This window comes from Endozoicomonas sp. 2B-B (genome assembly GCF_053470045.1).
The window spans coordinates 1,407,382-1,428,342 of record NZ_JBLZMU010000001.1; the positions used below are offsets into that span (position 1 = coordinate 1,407,382).

Consider the following 20,961-nt stretch of genomic DNA (forward strand, 5'->3'; position numbering starts at 1 on the left):
ACTTTGAGGACGGGGATGTAAGCTCGGCTTGCAAAGCAAGCCCCTTGTACTACTTTGCTATCCGTCAGGTGTTTTTTGCGATTACGCTACCTGACAGGAAAAGTAAAATACCTTCCGCTTTCTGCCCGTGTTTGTTAACGGGGTCGCCTAGACAATCCGAAAGGTAGAGCAGATTGTCGAATAAGGTGTATGCCGCTACTGGGTAAGGTATACACTGCGGTCGGGCATGACCGTCTGGTGGTAGGAATCCCCGTCCTTTAGAGGGTGTCGCAAAACTCTCTCCGGCGTGGGAACGCGTTGACTCCCGTCATTGTCGGCTTCATTCTCGTCATTCCCGCGAAGGCGGGAATCCACACTGACTCTCCACCAGAACCATACTGCCCGGTGTCCCCCTGGCCTTGTCACCCCCGAGAAGGCAGAGATCCACCGTTGGCGCTGGATTCCCGCCTTCGCGGGAATGACGACTTCAGAGCGTGAGAACGAGCTGTTGAAGTTTTGCGACACCCTCTTTAGGGCGGGGAGGATGTCAATACCTGTTGGTTTTAGTTCTTGGAGCACTGAGGTCATCATCCTGGTTCACATCATCATGCTTGCGTTTTCGATGTCTTTTTTTGTGACTCGAGAGAGCATCAGCGTTTTTGCAGACCCTCCCGCATAGCTTTGGCTGGCTATCCTCTGAGATCAGGGCCACGTTGCAGGTTTGCTGCCCGGTGTGGTCTCTTCTTTTGTGATATGACAGGGCCAGGGCATTATTACAGGTCGTCCCACATGGCTGCAGCTGGCCATCCTCCGTGACCAGAATCGCGTTGCAGGTCTGTTGCCCGGTGTGGTCTCTTCTTTTGTGATATGACAGGGCCAGGGCATTATTACAGGTCGTCCCACATGGCCGCTTCAGACCATCCTCCGTGACCAGATTCACGTTGCAGGTTTGTTGCCGGGTGTGGTTTTTGATTTTGTGATAATACAGGGCTTGGGCATTTTTACAGGTCGTCCCGCATGGCTGTGGCTGGCCATCCTCCCCGACAAGGGTCAGTTCACAGGTTTGTTGCCCGCTGTGCTCTTTTCTTTTGTGATATGACAGGCTATAGGCATTTTTACAGATTTTCCCACATGGCCTCTGCTGGCCATCCTCTCCGACCATAATTAGCTTACAGGTTTGTTGACCGCGATGCTCTCTGACTTTGTGATAAGACAAGGCTTGAGTATTATTGCAGACCAATCCGCATAGCCGCAGCTGGCTATCTTCACCGGCAACAGTCAGGTCACAGGATTTTTGCCCGCTGTGGATGTTTCTTTTGTGCTCCGACAGAGCTATTGCGTTCTTGCAGACCTTCCCGCAAGGTCGCTGCCGACCATCCTTCCTGACCACTGATGTGTCACAGATTTGTTGCCCGGAGTGATCTTTTCGTTTGTGCTTCGTCAGGGCGTTAGCATTGTTGCAGACTTTTCCGCATGATCGCTCTTTACCATCCTCCCCGACCACAGTCACGGCACAGGTTCTGTGCCCGCTGTGGTATCTGCTTTTGTGAAGCGACAGGGCATGAGAAGTCTTGCAGACCTTTCCGCATCGTCGCTGTTGAGCATTCTCACCGGACAGGGTCAGGTCACAGATTAGTTTCTCGCTTTGTTCAGTGGCCTGCCCGGTGACTGTCCGGGAAAGACCAGGTGGTCTTTGACCCCATTGAGGTGTTTCTGTAGCGGTTTGTTGTGTTTCTGAAGTCACCATTAAGGGGGTAAAGTGAGCAGGTGTAGAGGAAATTTCGTTTTCATTGTCAGTTCCTTGCTGACCCAGAATGAGAAGCCCCTGGATTATAATCCAGTCATTAGCGCTGGCAGGCAAATTCCCGGGTATTGTTGCTTTATTACCGGGTGGTCCGATAGGGTCAGCACAAGCAGTCCATGCACTCATTGAATAGGTATGATCCGATAATGATCGGAACTTGCAAACGCCATGACAGGGATGGACGAAACAATTTAAACCCAAAGTATGTGACTGTTGTTGAGAGTCTCCGTTACCGTCGGCAGAGCCAGAATACAGGGTACTGTTGAAAGCGCTTGCAGGTTGGCTGCTGGCTTGTGGGGCCTGTTTGCCAGTTGATTGTGATAGCTGGCCTTGTTGTTGCTGTTGTTCAGAGCCAGGCACCATGGTGGTGATCACAAACCTGTGATCTTCCAATGTCAATATAAACGACATATGTATACCAAATGGTTTAAACAGCAATGAATCGGGGTTCCAATAACTTTGTAAAAAACAGCCGACAGCGACAGCCATTTCTATCAGTAGCCATGAATAAGGAGTGGGGCTCAGTGCTGTACCTCTGGTGGCCCGGGTCAGTTCGTAGGTAACCAGCAGATCAGTGGCGTAAAGCCATTGCCAGAAAATGGACTCGATAAGGGGTGTTTTTACCCTGTTACTGTCAGGTCTTTGTCGTTTGTCATAAGGTGGAAAATCTGATCCTGAATAGCTTTTGGTGATGACTGACGGTTTGCCCGACAATGTAAGCGGGTCTGAGTTTATAAAAAAACTCTGGTTTGGAGAGCCAGGATCCTGTTGAAGCTCGACGACAAAACCCCTTGTTAACGATTCGGCCTGAGCGATGACAGATAACAACAGTAGCAGCAACATTGATGCCGCAAAGAGTGAGTGTTTAATAATTCTATCCTTGTGTTCTGGTTTACAGAAAGCAAGGATAGATCAGGAAAATAAAGATATTTTTTTGTAAAAAAATTCTTGTAGTGATCATTACCTTTTGGTTTTACCTCCTGGAGCACTGAGGTCATCATCCTGGTTCACATCATCAGGCTTGCGTTTTCGATGTATTCTTTCAGGATTCGAGAGAGCTTTAGCACTTATGCAGACCTTCCCGCATGGCTGTGACTGGCCATCTTCCCCAACCACGGTCGAGTCGCAGCTCTTTCGCCCGCTGTGGAATCTGCTTTTGTGAGTTGACAGGGCCTGGGAACTCTTAAAGATTTTTCCGCATTGCTGCGGCGGGCCATCCTGTCCTACCACTGTTAAGTCGCAGGTTTTTGGCCCGCTGTGGGTGTTTCTTTTGTGATCCAGAAGGGTGCGAGCATTCTGGCAGACCTTCCCGCATAGTCGCTGCTGGCCATCCTTTTCGACCACTCTTGAGTCACAGGTTTGTCGCCCGGTATGGTCTCTTTTTTTGTGATCCGTGAGGGCTTGAAGATTGTTGCAGACCTTTCCGCATGACCGCTGCTGGCCATCCTCCCTGACTATTGTCAACTGACAGGTTCTTTGCCCGGTATGGTATCTGCTTTTGTGTATCGACAGGGTAGGAACATTCTTGTAGATCTTCCCGCATGGTCCCTGCTTGCCATCCTTTTTGACCACTGTTACGTCACAGATTTGTCGCTCGCTGTGGTCTCTTTTTTTGTGCTCCCACAGTGCTTGAGCATTGATGCAGATCTTTCCGCATTGTCGCTTTCCACCATCCTCTCCAACCACGGCCGTGTAACAGCTTCTTTTCCCGCTATGGTATCTGCTTTTGTGAACCTTCAGGGCCGAAGTACTTTTGCAGATTTTACCACATGGTCGCTGCTGACCATTATCCCCCGACAGGGTCTCGTAACAGGTTCGATTCCCGCTGTGGTCAGTGACTTGTCTGGTGCCTGTCCGGGAAAGACGAGGCGGGCTTTGGCCCCATTGGGGTGATTCTGTTGTTTGTCGGGTTGCTGAAATCGCCATTGGGAATGTGATATGGACAGGTGTAAAGGAAATTTCGGTTTCTTCGTGAGGTTTGTATTTACTCAGACTGAGTAACCCCTCGACTATAATCAGATCTTCAGTGCTGGCAGGCAAATTCCCGGGCGTTGGAACTTCATCTCTCAGTGACACTACAGGGTCAGCACATGCAGTCCCTGTAGTCATTGAATGTGTAGGATCGGATGAAGTTCGTAGCCTGCAAACGCCATGACAGGGATGGACGAAACAATCTAAACCCAGAGTATGTGAGTGTTGTTTAGAGTCTCCATTACCATCGCCGGGGCAGGAATAGAGGGCGTGGCTCATAGCGCTTGCAGTTTGGCGGGTTGGCTGTTTGGTCTGTTGGTCAGCTAATTGTGATAGCTGGCCTTGTTGTTGCCCTTGTCCAGAGCCTGGCTCCACAGTGGTGATCGCAAATATGTGCCCTCCCTGCGTCAATATAGATGACGGCTGTAGTTCAATTGGTTTAAACAGAGGTGAATCGGGGTTCCAAACACTTTTTAACATCCAGTCGACAGCGAGAACCGTTTCTATCAGTAACCATGAATAAGCGGTGGGGGCCAGCGGTGTGCATCTGGTGGTCAGGGTCAGTTCGTAAGCAACCAGCAGGTTAGTGGCATAAAGCCGTTGCCAGGAAATCGACTCAATGATTGTTGTTTTTACTCTGTAACTGTTATTTTTGTGTCGTATACTATCCGTTGATAAATCTGGTCTTGCATAGCTGCTTGTTTCAGCAAAGTCTGACGGGTTATCCGACCATGTACTTTTGTCTGGTTCTATAAGAAAGCTCTGGCTTGGAAGACCTTTACTCTGTTGAAATTCGACAGTAAAACATTTTTTCAACGATTCGGCCTGGCCGATGACAGGCAGCAACGCTAACAGCAAGATCGATGCCGCAAATGAGTGTTTAATAATACTATCACTGCGTTCTGGTTTACAGAGAAGAAGAATAGATCAAGAAAATAAGGACGTATTCTGTCAAAGTCTCTCTGTTAAAGATCATTACTGATTCGTTTTAGCTTCTGGATGAGTGAGGTTATTGTCCTACTTATCAACAGGCTTGCGTTTTCGATGTACTCTTTTGTGACTTGAGAGATCTTGAGCATTTTTGCAGGCCATCCCGCATAGCTCTGACTGGCCATCCTCTGTGATCAGGATTTCGTTGCAGGTTTGTTGTCCGCTGTGCTCTTTTCTTTTGTGATACGACAGAGCTCCAGAGTTCCTGCATATCATCCCGCATGGCTGCGGCTGGCCATCCTTCGCAATCACGGTCGAGTCACAGGCTCTTTGCCCGCTGTGGAATTTGCTTTTGTGAGTTGACAGGGCTTGAGCACTCTTGCAGACCTTAGCGCACAAACGCGGTTGGTGATCCTCGCCAACCATGGTCACGTCACAGGTTTTTTGCCTGGTGTGTTGGCATCTTTTGTGATCCCACAGTGCTATGCGGTTGTTGCAGACCTTCCCGCATGGTCGCGGCTGGCCGCCTTTCCCAACGACGGTAAAGTCACAGATTTTTTGCCCACTGTGCGATTTGCTTTTGTGAATTGACAGGGCTTGAGCATTCTTGCAGACCTCTCCACATGGCCGCGATTGGTGATCCTCATCAACCAGGGGAAAGTCACAGGTTTGTTGTCCGCTGTGGTATCTGCTTTTGTGAACGGAGAAGTCAAAGGCACTCTTGAGGACTCTACCGCACGGCTGCTGCCGACCATCCTTTTCGACCACAGTTAGTTCACATACCTTTTGCCCGGTGTGGAGTCTTCTTTTGTGATTCGAAAAATCTTTAGCATTCTTGCAGACTGTCCTGCATGGTAGTAGCTGGCCATCTTCACCAATCACTGTCGTATAACAGGTTCTTTGCCCACTGTGGAGTCTGCTTTTGTGACTTGACAGGGCTTGAGGACTTTTGAAGACCTTTCCGCACAGCCGCAGTTGTTGATCTTCGTCTACCACGGTCAATTGACAGATTTGTTGCTCGGCGTGGAAGTTTCTTTTGTGATCCGACAGAGTTTCGTAATTCTTGCAGACCATCCCGCATGGCCTCGGCTGGCCATCCTTACCTACCACAGCTGAGTCACAGGTTTTTTTCCCGCTGTGCGATCTCTTTTTGTGACTTGCCAGGGCTTGAGCATTCTTGCAGACCTTTCCGCATGGCTGCGGTCTTTGATCCTCGCCAAAGAAGGTAAAGTCACAGGTTTTTTGTCCGGTGTGGTATCCGCTTTTGTGAACGGAGAGGGCACAGGCACTTTTGCAGACTTTCCCGCATGGCTTCTGCTGACCATCCTTCCCGACCAAGGTCACGTCACAGGTTTGTTGCCCGCCATGCAATCTTCTTTTGTGATCCGAAAAAGCTTTAGCGTTTTTACAGATTGCCCTGCATGGCAGCAACTGGCCATTTTTTCCGATCACTGTAACGTCACAGATTTGTTGTTTGCCGTGGACTCTGTTTTTGTGAAGCGACACTGCATAAGCATTCTTGAAGACCTTCCCACATGGCCGTGGCCTGCCATCTTCCCCGACAATTTTCTCTATACAGGTTGTTTGCCCGTTGTGGAATTTGCTTTTGTGAATTGACAGGGCTTGAGCACTCTTGCAGATCTTTCCGCATGACAGCTGCTGGCCATTCCCCCTGGTCACGGTAACATCACAGGTTTGTTGCCCGGTGTGGAAGCTTCTTTTGTGAGACGACAGAGAATTAGCATTTTGGTAAGCCTTTCCACAGGGGCGCAGCTGGCCATCCTTCCTGAATACGATCACTTCACAGATGTTTTGCCTGGTATGGACTCTTCTTTGGTGATTCGACAGGGCTTTGGCACTCTTTAAGACTCTCTTGCATTGTCGAAGCAGACCATCTTTCCCGACCAGCATCACGTTGCAGGTTGATTGCCCGGCAGGGGCTGGTGTATCGGTTGCCCCTGCAGCTATTGAGTTCTGGGCGACCCCGTCTGAGGCGACCCCGTCTTCACAATTCAGAGACCGTTCAACTGGTTCCATGCTTTTGGGAGATGGTCGGAATTTACAGACGCCACAACAGGTTTGGACAAAACAATTTAAACCCAAAGTATGCTGCTGTTGTTGAGGGTCTTCGTTACCGTCAACCGAGCGAAAATACAGGACGCTGGTGGAGTAGCCTGTGGCCAGCGTGGCATGCTGGCCGGAAGATTCTGTTGTCTGGTCCTGTTGCTGACAAGGTTGTTGGTTATGGTCGGAGCCAAACATTATAACGATGTTGGTAAATGGTTGATCCCCTTGTCTCAGGATGGATGTCGCCTCTTGATGCTTCATCAGGTCAGACAGCAGTATGCCGGGGCTCCAATAGTCTTTTAAAAGCCAACCGAAAGCTATAGCCGCTTCCACCGGTAGCCATGAACAAGATGTTGAACTCAGAGGAGAGACTCTGGTGATAAAGATGAGTTCGAAGGCAGCCAGAAGATTCGTGGCGTAAAGCCATCGCCAGGAAATCGACTCAATAATGGTTGTTTTTACTTCGTAATTGTTAGTTATCTGTCGTCTATCGTCGGGTGGTAAATCTGATCTTGCATAACCGTTTGTGTCGGCAAGGCCTGAAGGGTTATCTGACCATTTACTCTGGTATGGCTTTATTGAAAAGCTCTGGTTTGGAAGACCTGCACTCTTTTGAAGCTCGACAATAAAATGCTTTGTCAACAGTTCGGCCTGACTGAAGACAGATAACAACGGTAGCAGCAACAGTGCTGCAGAGAGTGAGAGTTTAATAATTTTATCCTTGGCGATCGGGTTTACAGAAAGGAAGGATAGATCAAGAAAATAAGGGTGTTACTCCATCAAAAACCTTCAATTAAAGATCATTACCTGTTGGCTTTACCTTCTGGAGCACTGAGGTCAGCGTTCTGGCTCACATCAACAGGCTTGCGTTTTCGATGTGTTCCTTTGTGATTCGAGAGATCTTGAGCACTTTTGCAGACCTTCCCGCATCGCCGCTGCTGGCCGTTTACCCCAAGCATGGTCGTGTTACAGGTTTGTTGCCCGCTGTGGTATCTGCTTTTGTGAACGGAGAGGGCACTGGCATTCTTGCAAATTTTCCCACATGGCTGCTGCTGACCCTCCTTTCCGACCAGGATCTCGTCACAGGTTTTTGGCCCGGTGTGGTCCCTTCTTTTGTGATTCGACAGAGTTCCATAACTCCTGCAGACCATCCCGCATGGCCGCAGCTGGCCATCCTCCCCAATCACGCTAGAATTACAGGTTCTTTCTCCACTGTGGAATGAACTTTTGTGAGTTGAAAGGGCTTTAGCATTCTTGTAGATATTTCCGCATGGTCGCAGTTGGCCATCCTCCCCAATCACTTTAGAGTTACAGGTTTTTTGCCCGGTGTGGTGTCTTCTTTTGTGATCCGAAAGAGCTCGAGAACCCCCGCAGACTGACCCACATGGTCGCGGCAGGTTATTCTCCCCAATCACGATAGAGTTGCAGGTTTTTTGGCCGCTGTGGAATTTGTATTTGTGATTTGACAGGGTTTGGGCACTCCGGAAGACCCTTCCGCATGGCCGTGATTGCTGATCCTCGCCAACCACGGTCACGCTACAGGTTTTTTGCTCTCCGTGGAATTTGTTTTTGTGATACGTCAGGCTAGCGCTCCTGCAGACTGTTCCGCATGGCTGCTGCTGGCCATTCACCCCGATCACAGTGACGTCACAGATTTGTCTCCCGGTGTGGAAGTTTCTTTTGTGAGACCATAGAGAATGAGCATTTTTGCAGACTTTTCCGCATGGCCGCATTTGGTGATCCTCGCCAACCAGGGGAAAGTCACAGATTTTTTTCCCGCTATGGTATCCGCTTTTGTGAACGGACAGGGCAAGGGCATTCTTGCAGACTTTCCCGCATGGCCGCTGCTGACCAGACTCCCCGATTGTGGTTAAGTCACAGGTTTGTTGCCCGGTATGGTATCCGCTTTTGTGAACGGAGAGGGCAAGGGCATTTTTGTAGACTTTCCCGCATGGTTGCGACTTACCATCTTCCCCGATAATGGCCAGGTCACAGGTTTTTTGCCCGCTGTGTAATTTACTTTTGTGAATCAACAGGGCTTGAGCACTCTTGAAGACTCTCCCGCATTGCTGAAGCTGGCCACCCTCCTCAACTACTACTTCTACATTGCAGGTTATCTGCCCGGCAGAGGCTCTTGTCTCGGTTGTCCCTGCACACATTGAGTTCGGGGCGACCCCGTCTAAGGCGACCCCGTCTAAGGCGACCCCGTCAAAGACGAACTCGTCTAAGGCGAACTCGTCTAAGGCGAACTCGTCTAAGGCGACCCCGTCTAAGGCGACCCCGTCAAAGACGAACTCGTCTAGGGCGAGCTCGTCTAGGGCGAACTCGTCTAGGGCGAACTCGTCTAGGGCGACCCCGTCTTCACAATTCAACAACCATTCAGCTGGCCCCGTGCTTTCGGAAGATGGTCGGAATATACAAACGCCATAACAGGGCTGGACGAGGCAATTTAAACCCAATGTGTGCTGCTGCTGTTGAGGATCTTCATTACCGTCCCCCGAGCGAGAATACAGGACGCTGGTAAAATAGCTTACGGCCATCGGGGTCTGCTGCCCGGTTGATTCTGATCGCTGGTCCTGTTGCTGACAAGGTTGTTGGTTATTTCCAGAGCCAAACATTATAGCGATGTTGCTAAATGGCTGATTCTCCTGTTTCAGGATGGATGTCGCCTCTTGTTGTTCCTCTTGATGTTCTATCGGGTTAAACATCAGTGAATTGAGATTCCAATAACTGTTTAAAAACCAACCGACAGTTACAGCCGCTTCTACCGGTAGCCATGAACAGGGTGTGGAGCCCAGAGGTGTGAGGTCTCTGGTAATTAGGGGCGGGTCGAAGGCAGCCAGCAGATTCGTGGCGTAAAGCCATTGCCAGGAAATCGACTCAATGATAGTTTTTTTTACTCCATAATTGGGGGTTATTTGTCGTTTGTTATCGGTGGCTAAATCTGGCCTTGCATAGCCGTTTTGGCAGGCAGGGCCAGACGGGATATACGACCATGTACGCTGTTCCGGGTTTATTGAAAAGCTCTGTTTTCGAAGGCCTGCACTCTGTTGAAGCTCGACAATAAAATGGCTTGTCAACGGTTCGGCCTGGCCGATGACGGGCAATAAAGCTGACAGCAACTGCAGTGCCGCATGGAGTGAGAGTTCAATAATTCTACCCTTGCGTTCTGGTTTACAGAAAGGAAGGATAGACCAGAAAAATAAGGGTGTTACTCTGTCAATAACCTTCAGTTGAAGACCGTTATCTGTCGGCTCTACCTTTTGGACCACTGACATCATCATCCTGTTTCACATCAACAGGCTTGCGTTTTCGATGTGTTCTTTTGTGATTTGAGAGATCTTTATTATTTTTGCAGACCTTCCCGCATGGCTGCGGCTGGCCTTCCACCCCAATCACGGTCGTGTTACAGGTTTTTTGTCCGCTGTGGCAATTGCTTTTGTGATTTGACAGGGCTCGAGCACACTTGAAGACTTTTGCGCATGGTCGCGGTTGCTGATTCTCACCAATCACGGTCACGTCACATTTTTTTTGCCCTGTGTGGTATCCGCTTTTGTGAATGGAGAGGGCACTGGCATTCTTGCAGACTTTCCCGCATGGACGTGGCTGGCCATCCTCCCAGACCAGTGTCACGTCACAGATTTTTAGCTTGGTGTGGTTTCTTCTTTTGTGATCCGACAGAGCTCCATAATTCCTGCAGACCATCCCGCATGGCCGCAGCTGGCCATTATCCCCAACCACGGTTGAGTTACAGGTTCTTGGTCCACTGTGGAATGTGCTTTTGTGAGTAGACAGGGCTTTAGCATTCTTGCAGATGTTTCCGCATGGCCTCAGTTGGCCATCCTCCCCAATCACGTTAGAGCTACAGATTTTTTGCCCGGTGTGGTCTCTTCTTTTGTGATCCGAAAGAGTTTGAGAATCCTTGCAGACTACCCCGCATCGCTGCGGCAGGTCATTCTCCCCAATCAGGGTCGAGTTACAGGCTTTTTGGCCGCTGTGGAATTTGCGTTTGTGATTTGACAGGCTTTGAGCACTCTCGCAGACCCTTCCGCACGGCCATGATTGGTAATCCTCGCCAACCACGGTCACGTCACAGGTTTGTTGCCCTCTGTGGTATCTGCTTTTGTGAGCCGACAGGGCAGGAGGATTTTTGCAGACCTTCCTGCATTGTCGAAGCTTGCCACCTTCCCCAACGACTATCATGTCACAGATTTGTTGCTTGCCGTGGAATCTGTATTTGTGGGACAACAGGGTGTGGGCATTCTTGCAGACCGTCCCGCATGGTTGCGGCTTGCCGTCTTCCGCGATCATTGTCACGTCGCAGGTTTTTTGCTCGCTATGGAATATTTTTTTGTGATACGACAGTTCTTGATTATTCCTGCAGGCTCTTCCACATGGCTGCTGCTGGCAATTCTCCCCGATCACTTTGACGTCACAGATTTGTTTCCCGGTGTGGAAGTTTCTTTTGTGGGACAACAGAGAGTTAACATTTTTGCAGACCTTTCCACATAGCTGCAGCTGGCCATCCTCCCTGAACACGGTCACGTCACAGGTTTTTTGCCTGGAGTGGACTGTTCTTTTGTGATTCGACAAGGTTTGAGCACTCTTGAAGACTTTCTCGCATTGCCGAAGCTGGCCATCCTTTCCGACCACTATCATGTTGCATGCCTGCCAGGCAGGGGCCGATGTATTGGTTGCCCCTGAACCCATTGACTCCGTGTTGGCTTGATCCAAGGCGACCCCGTCTTCACAATTCAACGACCATTCAGCTGGCCCCGTGCTTTCGGAAGAGGGTTGGAATTTACAGACACCGTAACAGGGTTGGACGAAGCAATTTAAACCCAGAGTATGTTGCTGTTGTTGAGGGTCTTCGTTACCGTCACCCGAGCGAGAAGACAGGACGCTGGTAAAATAACTTATGGCCACCGAGGTCTGCTGGCCGGTTGATTCTGAGGGTTGGTCCTGTTGCACACAGGGTTGTTGATTATTTCCAGAGCCAAAGGTTATAGCGAGGTTGCTAAATCGCTGATCCCCCCGTCTCAGGATGGATGTCGCCTCTTGATGTTTCTCTTGACGTCCCAGAGGGTTAAACAGCAGTAAATCGATACTCCAATAACTTTTTAAAAACCAACCGACAGCTATAGCCGCTTCTACCGGTAGCCATGAACAAGGTATGGAGCTCAGAGGCGTGGCGTCCCTGGTAGTAAAGGTCAGTTCGAAGGCAACCAGCAGACTCGTGGCATAGAGGCATTGCCAGGAAATCAACTCTATGATGGTTTTTTTTACTCCGTGATTGTTGGATATTTGTCGTTTTTTATCGGGCGGTAAATCTTGTCTTGCATGGCCATGTTTGTTGGCAGGGCCTGCACTCTCTTGAAGTTCGACAATAAAATGCTTTGTCAACGGTTCGCCGTGGCCGATGACGGGCAACAACGGTAGCAGCAACAGCAGTGCCGCAGAGAGTGAGAACTTAATAACTCTATCCTTGCGTTCTGTTTTACAGAAAGGAAGGATAGACCAGGAGAATAAGGATGTTACTTTATGAAAACCTCCAGTTGAAGACCATTACCTGTCGGCTTCGCCTTTTGGATTACTGAGATCATCATCCTGTTTCACATCAACAGGCTTGAGTTTTCGATGTGTTCCTTTGTGACTCAAGAGATCTTTAGCACTTTTGCAGACCTTCCCGCATGGCTGCGGCTGGCCGTCCAACCCAACTACGATCGTGTTACAGGTTTGTTGCCCGTTGTGGTATCTGCTTCTGTGAACGGAGAGAGCACTGGCATTCTTGCAGACTTTCCCGCATGGCTGCGGCAGGCCATCTTCCCCGACCACGGACACGTCACAGTTTTGTTGCCCTCTGTGGTATTTGCTTTTGTGAACCGACAGTGCCAGAGCATTTTTGCAGACCTTTTTGCATTGTCGCTGCTTGCCATCTTCCCCTACTGTTATCGCGTCACAGATTTTTTGCTCGCCGTGGACTCTGTATCTGTGGTACAACAGGGTATAAGTATTTTTGCAGATCCTCCCGCAGGGTTGCGGCTGGCCATCTTCCCCGATAATGGCCTCGTCACAGGTTTTTTGCTCGCCGTGGAATTTGTTTTTGTGTTCCGACAGGTTTTGAGCACTCCTGCAGACTGTTCCGCATGGCTGCTGCTGACCATTCCCCCCGATCACATTGACGGCACAGATTTGTTTCCCGGTGTGGAAGTTTCTTTTGTGAGACGACAGAGAATGAGCATTTTTGCAGACCTTTCCACATGGCTGCAGCTGGCCATTCTCCCCAACCACGGTTGAGTCACAGGTTTTTTGCCTGCTGTGGAATATGCTTTTGTGTCGTGACAGGGCTGCAGCATTCTTGCAGACTTTCCCACATGGTCGCGACTGGCCATTATCCCCAACCACGGTTGAGTCACAGGTTTTTTGCCCGCTGTGGAGTGTGCTTTTGTGTTGTGACAGGGCTGCAGCATTCTTGCAGACTTTCCCACATGGTCGCGGCTGGCCATTATCCCCAACCACGGTTGAGTCACAGGTTTTTTGCTCGCTGTGGAATGTGCTTTTGTGATGTTTCAGGGCTGCAGCATTCTTGCAGACTTTCCCGCACGGCTGATGACCATCCTCCCCGACCACGGTCACGTCACAGGTTTGTTGCCTGGTGTGGTAGAGTCTTTTGTGAGACGACAGAGAATCAGCATTTTTGTAGACTCTTCCGCATGGCTGCGGCTGGCCATCTTCCCTGAACACGGGCACGTCACAGATTTTTTGCCTGGAATGAACTCTTTTTTTGTGATTACGCAGGGCTTGAGCAGTTTTGAAGATTCTCTTGCATTGCAGCAGCTGCCCGACCTCCCCAACCACTACCACGTTGCAGGTTGCCTGCCCGGTAGAGGCTCCCCTATCGGTTGTCTTTGTAGCCATTGAGTTCGGGGCGACCCCGTCTGAGGCGACCCCGTCTTCACAGTTCAGCGACCATTCAGCTGGCTCCGTGCTTTCGGAAGATGGTTGGAATTTACAGACACCATAACAGGGTTGGACGAAGCAATTTAAATCCAGAGTATGTTGCTGTTGTTGAGGGTCTTCGTTACCGTCACTCGAGCGAGAAGACAGGACGCTGGTGAAATAACTTATGGCCAGCGAGGTCTGCTGGCCGGATGATTCTGATGGCTGCTCCTGTTGCTGACAGGGTTGTTGATTATTTTCAGAGCCGAACATTATAGCGATATTGGTCAATGGCTGATCCCCCTGTCTCAGGATGGATGTCGCCTCTTGCTGTTCCACCGAGTTAAACAACAATGAATTGATACTCCAATAACTTTTTAAAAACCAACCGACAGCAAGAGCCGCTTCTACCGGTAGCCATGAACAAGGTGTGGAGCTCAGAGTCATGGCATCTCTGGTGGTAAGGGGCAGTTCGAAGGCAGCCAGCAGATTCGTGGCGTAAAGCCATTGCCGGGAAATCGACTCAATGATGGTTTTTTTTACTCCATAATTGGCGGATATTTGTCCTTTGTTATCGGGCGGTAAATCCTGTCTTGCATGGTCATTTTTGTTGGCATGGCCTGCACTCTCTTGAAGCTCGACAATAAAATGCTTTGTCAACGGTTCGCTGTGGCCGATAACGGACAACAACGTTAGCAGCAGTAGTGCCGCAGAGAGTGAGAACTTAATAATTCTATCCTTGCGTTCTGGTTTACAGAAAGGAAGGATAGACTAGCAGCCTGTCGGACTTAAGACTGTCCTACTGCGGTTGCAATAAATTGGTCTAAAAATCTCTGTTTCTTCGTCAAATAGCTCGCTATTCTCCTCAGAAACAGAGATTTTTATCCTCAATTTCTTGCAATCCTCGCTACGGACGCTCAAGTCCGACAGGCTGCTAGGAGAATAAGGATGTTATTTTGTGAAAACCTTCATTCGAAGACCATTACCTGTCGGCTTTGCCTTTTGGATTAATGAGATCATCATCCTGTTTCACATCAACAGGCTTGCGTTTTCGATGTGTTCCTTTGTGACTCAAGAGATCTTCAGCACTTTTGCAGACCTTCCCGCATGGTCGCGGCTGGTCGTCCACCCCAATCACGGTCGTGCTACAGGTTTTTTGTCCGCTGTGGTATCTGCTTTTATGATTTGACAGGGCCCGAGCACACTTGAAGACCTTTGCGCATGGTCGTGGTTGCTGATTCTCACCAAACACGGTCACGTCACAGTTTTTTTGCCCTGTGTGGTATCCGCTTTTGTGAACGGAGAGGGCACAGGCATTCTTGCTGACTTTCCCGCATGGCCTCGACTGGCCATCCTCCAAGACCACGATTACGTCACAGATTTTTAGCTTGGTGTGGTGTCTTCTTTTGTGATCCGACAGGGCACGAGCATTCTTGTAGACCTTCCCGCATGGCTGCTGCTGACCATCCTCCCCAACCAGGGTCAAATGACAGGTTTGTTGTCCGGTGTGATAGCTGCTTTTGTGAGCCGACAGGGCAGCAGCATTTTTGCAGACCTTCTTGCATTGTTGCTGCTTGCCACCTTCCCCGACGACTGTCGCGTCACAGATTTGTTGCTTGCCGTGGACTCTGTATTTGTGGAACAACAGGTTATAAGTATTCTTGCAGATCCTCCCGCAGGGTTGCGACTGGCCATCTTCCCCGATAATGGCCACGTTACAGGTTTTTTGCTCGCCGTGGGCTTTGATTTTGTGTTCCGACAGGTTTTGAGCACTCCTGCAGACTGTTCCGCATGGCTGCTGCTGGCCATTCCCCCCGATCACATTGACCTCACAGATTTGTTTCCCGGTGTGGGAGTTTCTTTTGTGAGACGACAGAGAATGAGCATTTTTGTAGACCTTTCCACACGGCCGCAGCTGGCCATTCTCCCCAACCACGGTTGAGTCACAGGTTTTTTGCTGACTGTGGAAGCGTCTTTTGTGAGACGACAGAGAATCAGCATTTTTGTAGAGCTTTCCACATGGCCGTAGCTGGCCATTCTCCCCAACCACAGTTGAATCACAGGTTTTTTGCCCGCTGTGGAATTTGCTTCTGTGATTTGACAGGGCTAGAGCATTCTTGCAGACTTTCCCGCATGGTCGCAGCTGGCCATTCTCCCCAATCACGGTCGAGTCACAGGTTTTTTGCCCGCTGTGGAATTTGCTTTTGTGATGTGACAGGGCTACAGCATTCTTGCAGACTTGCCCGCATTGCTGCTGACCATCTTCCCCGATCACGGAGACGTCACAGGTTTTTTGCCCGGTGTGGAAGCGTCTTTTGTGAGACGACAGAGAATCAGCATTTTTGTAGACTTTTCCGCATTGCAGCAGCTGCCCAACCTCCCCAAACACTACCAGGTTACAGGTTGCCTGCCCGGCAGAGGCCCCTCTATCGGTTGCCCTTATAGCCATTGAGTCCGGGGCGACCCCGTCTTCACAATTCAGCGACCATTCAGCTGGTCCCGTGCTTTCGGAAGAGCGTTGGAATTTACAGACACCATAACAGGGCTGGACGAAGCAATTTAAACCCAGAGTATGCTGCTGTTGTTGAGGACCTTCTTCACCGTCCCCCGTGCGAGAATACTGGACACTGGTGGAATAGCCTTTGGCTGCCGGAGCTTGCCGATCGGGTGATGCTGATGGCTGGTCCTGTTGCTGACAGGGTTGTTGATTATTTCCAGAGCCAAACGTTATAGCGATGTTGCTAAATAGCTGATCTCCCTGTCTCAGGATGGATGTCGCCTCTTGCTGTTCCACCAAGTTAGACAACAATGAATTGATACTCCAATAACTTTTTAAAAACCAACCGACAGCCAGAGCCGCTTCTACCGGTAGCCATGAACAAGGTGTGGAGCTCAGAGTCGTGGCGTCTCTGGTGGTGAGGGTCAGTTCGAAGGCAACCAGCAGATTCGTGGCATAAAGCCATTGCCGGGAAATCGACTCAATGATGGCTTTTTTTACTCCATAATTGGTGGATATTTGTCGTTTGTTATCGAGCGGTAAGTCTTGTCTTGCATGGCCATTTTTGTTGGCATGACCTGCACCCTCTTGAAGCTCGACAATAAAATGCTTTGTCAACGGTTCGCCGTGGCCGATGACGGGCAACAACGTTAGCAGCAACAGCAGTGTCGCAGAGAGTGAGAACTTAATAATTCTATCCTTGCGTTCTGGTTTACAGAAAGAAAGGATAGACCAGGAGAATAAGGATGTTATTCTGTGAAAACCTTCAGTCGAAGACCGTTACCTGTCGGCTTTGCCTTTTGGATTACTGAGATCATCATCCTGGTTTGCATCAACAGGCTTGCGTTTTCGATGGTCACATTTTTGTTGCCCTCTGTGGTATTTGCTTTTGTGAACCGACAGTGAAAGAGCATTTTTGCAGACCTTCTTGCATTGTCGCTGCCTGCCACCTCCCCCGAAGACTATCGCGTCACAGATTTGTTGCTTGCCGTGGACTCTGTACTTGTGGAACAACAGGTTATAAGTATTCTTGCAGATCCTCCCGCATGGCTGCGGCTGGCCATCTTCCCCGATAATGGCCTCCTCACAGGTTTTTTGCTCGCCGTGGAATTTGTTTTTGTGTTCCGACAGGTTTTGAGCACTCCTGCAGACTGTTCCGCATGGCTGCTGCTGGCCATTCCCCCCGATCACATTGACGTCACAGATTTGTTTCCCGGTGTGGAAGTTTCTTTTGTGAGACGACAGAGAATGAGCACTTTTGCAGAGCTTTCCACATGGCCGCAGCTGACCATTCTCCCCAGCCACGGTTGAGTCACAGGTTTGTTGCCCGGTGTGGAAGTTTCTTTTGTGAGACGACAGAGAATTAGCATTTTTGCAGAGCTTTCCACATGGCCGCAGCTGGCCATTCTCGTCAACCACGGATGAATTACAGGTTTTTTGTCCGCTGTGGAAGTTTCTTTTGTGAGACGATAGAGAATCAACATTTTTGTAGACTTTTCCGCATGGCCGCAGCTGGCCATCTTCCCTGAACACGGCCACATCACAGATTTTTTGCCCGGTATGGACTCTTTTTTTGTGATTACGCAGGGCTTGAGCAGTTTTGAAGATTCTCTGGCATTGCTTCAGCTGCCCGACGTCCCCAAACACTACCACGTTGCAGGTTGCCTGCCCGGCAGAGGCCACCCTATCGGTTGCCCTTGTACCCATTGATTTCGAGGCGACCCCGTCTTCATAATTCAGCGACGATTCAGCTGGCCCCGTGCTTTCGGAAGAGGGTCGGAATTTACAAACACCATAACAGGGCTGGACGAAGCATTTTAAACCTAAGGTATGTTGCTGTTGTTGAGGGTCTTCGTTACCGTCACACGAGCGAGGATACAGGACACTGGTAGAATAGCCCGTGGCTACCGGAGCGTGCTGGCCGGATGATTCTGATGACTGGTCTTGTTGTTGACAGGGTTGTTGGTTATTTCCAGAGCCAAGCATTATAGCGATGTTGGTAAATGGTAGATCTCCATGTCTCAAAATGGATGTCGCCTCTTGTTGCTCCTCTTGATGCTCCATCGGATTAAACTGCAGTGAACTGGGGCTCCAATAGCTTTTTAAAAACCAACTGACAGCAATAGCGGCTTCTACAGGTAGCCATAAACAGGGCGTAGAGTTCAGATTGGAGACTCTGGCGGTAAAGATCAGTTCGACGGCAGTCAGCAAATTCGAGGCGTAAAGCCATCGCCAGGAAATTGACTCAATGATAGTTGTTTTTACTTCGTAATTGTTAGATATCTGACGTACATTACAGGATGGTAAATCTAGTCTTGAGTAAATGTCGATGTCGGCAACGCCTGACGGTTTATCCGACCATTTACTCCGGTATGACTCGATTGAAAAGCTCTGTTTTGGAAGACCTGAATTCTGTTGAAGCTCGACAATAAAACGACCTGTCAACGGTTCGGCCTTGCCGATGGCAGGTAAGAAGAGTAGCAGAAAAAGCGGTGTCGAAAAAAGTGAGTTTTTAATAATCCTGTCCTTGCGTTCCGATATACAGAAAGGAAGGATAGATCAAGAAAGTAAGCGTGTTTCCCTGTCAAAAACCTGCTATTGAAGATCGTTACTTATTTGCGTTATCTTTTGGGGGCTGAAGTCACCGTCCCGGTCAACATTTTCAGGCTTGCGTTTTCGATGTGTTCTTTTGTGATTCGACAGGGCGATAGCATTCTGGCAGACCTCTCCACACGATCGCCACTGGCCATCCTTCCCGACCACTCTAGCGTCACAGATTTGTTGCCCGGTATGGTCTTTTTTTTTGTGATCCGAGAGGGCTTGAATATTGTTGCAGACCTTTTCGCATGGTCGTTTTTTACCATCATTGCCGACCACTATCACATCACAGGTTCTTTGCCCGGTATGGTATTTGCATTTGTGATCAGAGAGGGCTCTGGCACTATTGTAGACCTTACCGCATGGCCGCTGCTGGTTATCCTCTCCGACCACGGTTGCTTCACAGGTTTTTTGTTCACTGTGGTTTCTGATTTTATGAGTCAACAGGGCCGCAAAATTTTTGCAGATCTTCCCGCATGTTCGCTGCTGGCTATCTTCTCCGACCAGTTTTATGTCACAGATTTGTTGTCCGGTGTGGTACCTTCTATTGTGATCCCGCAGGGTTTGAAGATTCCTGCAGACCTTTCTGCATGGCTGCTCCTTGCCGTCATTCCCGAGCAATGTCGCGTCACAGATTTGTTGTCCGGTGTGGTACCTTCTATTGTGATCCCGCAGGGCTTGAATATTCCTGCAGACCTTTCCACATGGTTGCTCCTTGCCGTCATCCCCGAGCAATGTCGCGTCACAGGTTTTTTGCCCGGTATGGTATTTGCCTTTGTGATCAGACAGGGCTCTGGCGCTACTGTAGATCTTCCCGCATGTTCGCTGCAGGCCATCTTTTCCGATCACCATCAGATCACAGGTTTGTTGTCCGCCGTGGATTTTTCTTTTGTGATTCGTCAGGGCGCGAGCATTCAGGCAGACCTTTCTGCATGGTCGCCGCAGGCCATTTTCTCCGGTCACCATCAGAGTACAGGTTCTTTGTCCGCTGTGGGCTTTTCTTTTGTGATCCGTCAGGACGCGAGCGTTCTTGCAGACCTTTCCGCAAGGTCGCCGCAGGCCATCCTTCCTGACCACTCTTGCGTCGCAAGTTCTTTGCCCGGTGTGGTATCTGCTTTTGTGATTCGTCAGGACGGTAGCATTCTTGCAGACTTTTCCGCAAGGTCGCTGCAGGCCATCCTTCCCGACCACTTCTGCGTCGCAAGTTTTTTGCCCGCTGTGGTATCTGCTTTTGTGGGCCGACAGGGAGTGAATATTGTTGAAGACCTTCCCGCATGCTCGCCGTTGGCCATTCTCCTCGGCCAGCATCCAGTCACAAGTTCGTTTCCCGCTGTGGCTTCTGGCTTCACTTGTGCCTTTCTGAGAGAGATGGGGTGGGCTTTTCCCCCATTGGGATGGTTCTGTCGTTTGTTCTGTTACTAAAGTTTCCATTGACGGGGTGAAATGCACAGGCGCACAGGAAATTACGGTTTCTTTAAGAGGGCCTTGATTACGAAGACTGAGTAATCCGTTGATTATAATCAAATCATCAGAAGTGACAGACACACCCCCGGGCATTCGCAGATTATCAGGTTGATGTGCCTGAGGCTGAAAGGTTTGGCCAGAAGCCCATTGGCGCTGAAGACTATTCATTGATCGAAATCTGCAAACGCCATGACAAGGATAGATGAAACAGTTTAAATCTAATGTGTGTTGGTGTTGTTGAGGGGCTTCGTCACCATTACCAGAGCCCGAATACTGAACGCTGATGAAATAGCCTTTAGAGCGTTTAGGTGTTTCGGGTGCTTGCTGGTCAGATGATTCTGATGGTTGGCCTTGTTGTTCATCTCCGGAATCTGGCTCCATAGCAGTGACCACAAACGGGAGTCCCTCCTGTGTCAATATAGATTCAGACTGTCGTTCAATCGGTTTAAACAGCAGTGAATTGGGGTTCCAATAGCTTTTTAAAAGCCAGCCGACGGTGACAACCGTTTCTATTGGTAGCCATGGATAAGGGGTGGGACTCAGAGGGATGTCTTTGGTGGTCAGGATCAGCTCATAAGCAAGCAGCAGGTTAGTGGCGTAGAGCCATTGCCAGGAAATTGACTCAATGAAGGTCATTTTTATGTCATAATTATACGTCATTTGACGTTCTAAATTTGTGTCAGCAACGTCTGACGGGTTACTCGCCAATTTA

9 protein-coding genes are annotated in these 20,961 nt (G+C 49.6%); all 9 read right to left on the reverse strand.

The annotated features are described in order from the left end of the window. Positions 1-526 precede the first annotated feature (526 nt). On the reverse strand, positions 527-2,626 hold the full coding sequence (locus ACOMHB_RS05850; RefSeq protein WP_448215858.1) for a hypothetical protein: 2,100 nt from the start codon (positions 2,624-2,626) through the stop codon (positions 527-529). Positions 2,627-2,743: 117 nt separating this feature from the next. Beyond that, on the reverse strand, positions 2,744-4,612 hold the full coding sequence (locus ACOMHB_RS05855) for a hypothetical protein (protein ID WP_448215859.1): 1,869 nt from the start codon (positions 4,610-4,612) through the stop codon (positions 2,744-2,746). A 159-nt stretch (positions 4,613-4,771) separates the two neighbouring features. Further along, entirely contained in the window at positions 4,772-7,393 is a 2,622-nt protein-coding gene (locus ACOMHB_RS05860; protein WP_448215860.1) for a hypothetical protein, read from the reverse strand. A 161-nt stretch (positions 7,394-7,554) separates the two neighbouring features. After that, positions 7,555-10,035, reverse strand: coding sequence for a hypothetical protein (locus ACOMHB_RS05865; RefSeq protein WP_448215861.1), 2,481 nt, complete (start codon positions 10,033-10,035; stop codon positions 7,555-7,557). Then, on the reverse strand, positions 9,995-12,154 hold the full coding sequence (locus ACOMHB_RS05870) for a hypothetical protein (RefSeq protein ID WP_448215862.1): 2,160 nt from the start codon (positions 12,152-12,154) through the stop codon (positions 9,995-9,997). The genes ACOMHB_RS05865 and ACOMHB_RS05870 overlap by 41 nt, the downstream gene beginning before the upstream one ends. Positions 12,155-12,316: 162 nt before the next feature. Beyond that, complete coding sequence (locus ACOMHB_RS05875; RefSeq protein WP_448215863.1) at positions 12,317-14,350, reverse strand: hypothetical protein; 2,034 nt, start codon at positions 14,348-14,350, stop codon at positions 12,317-12,319. Positions 14,351-14,672: 322 nt separating this feature from the next. Beyond that, the gene (locus tag ACOMHB_RS05880) at positions 14,673-16,805 is read right to left on the reverse strand and encodes a hypothetical protein (protein ID WP_448215864.1); all 2,133 of its coding nucleotides are present in this window, start codon (positions 16,803-16,805) and stop codon (positions 14,673-14,675) included. A gap of 162 nt (positions 16,806-16,967) precedes the next feature. Then, positions 16,968-18,632 carry a hypothetical protein gene (locus tag ACOMHB_RS05885; protein ID WP_448215865.1) on the reverse strand — a complete coding sequence of 555 codons (1,665 nt, stop codon included), beginning with the start codon at positions 18,630-18,632 and terminating at the stop codon, positions 16,968-16,970. 150 nt (positions 18,633-18,782) lie between these two features. Then, positions 18,783-20,909 (reverse strand): hypothetical protein, encoded by a 2,127-nt coding sequence (locus tag ACOMHB_RS05890; RefSeq protein ID WP_448215866.1) that lies wholly within the window; start codon positions 20,907-20,909, stop codon positions 18,783-18,785. Positions 20,910-20,961 lie beyond the last annotated feature (52 nt).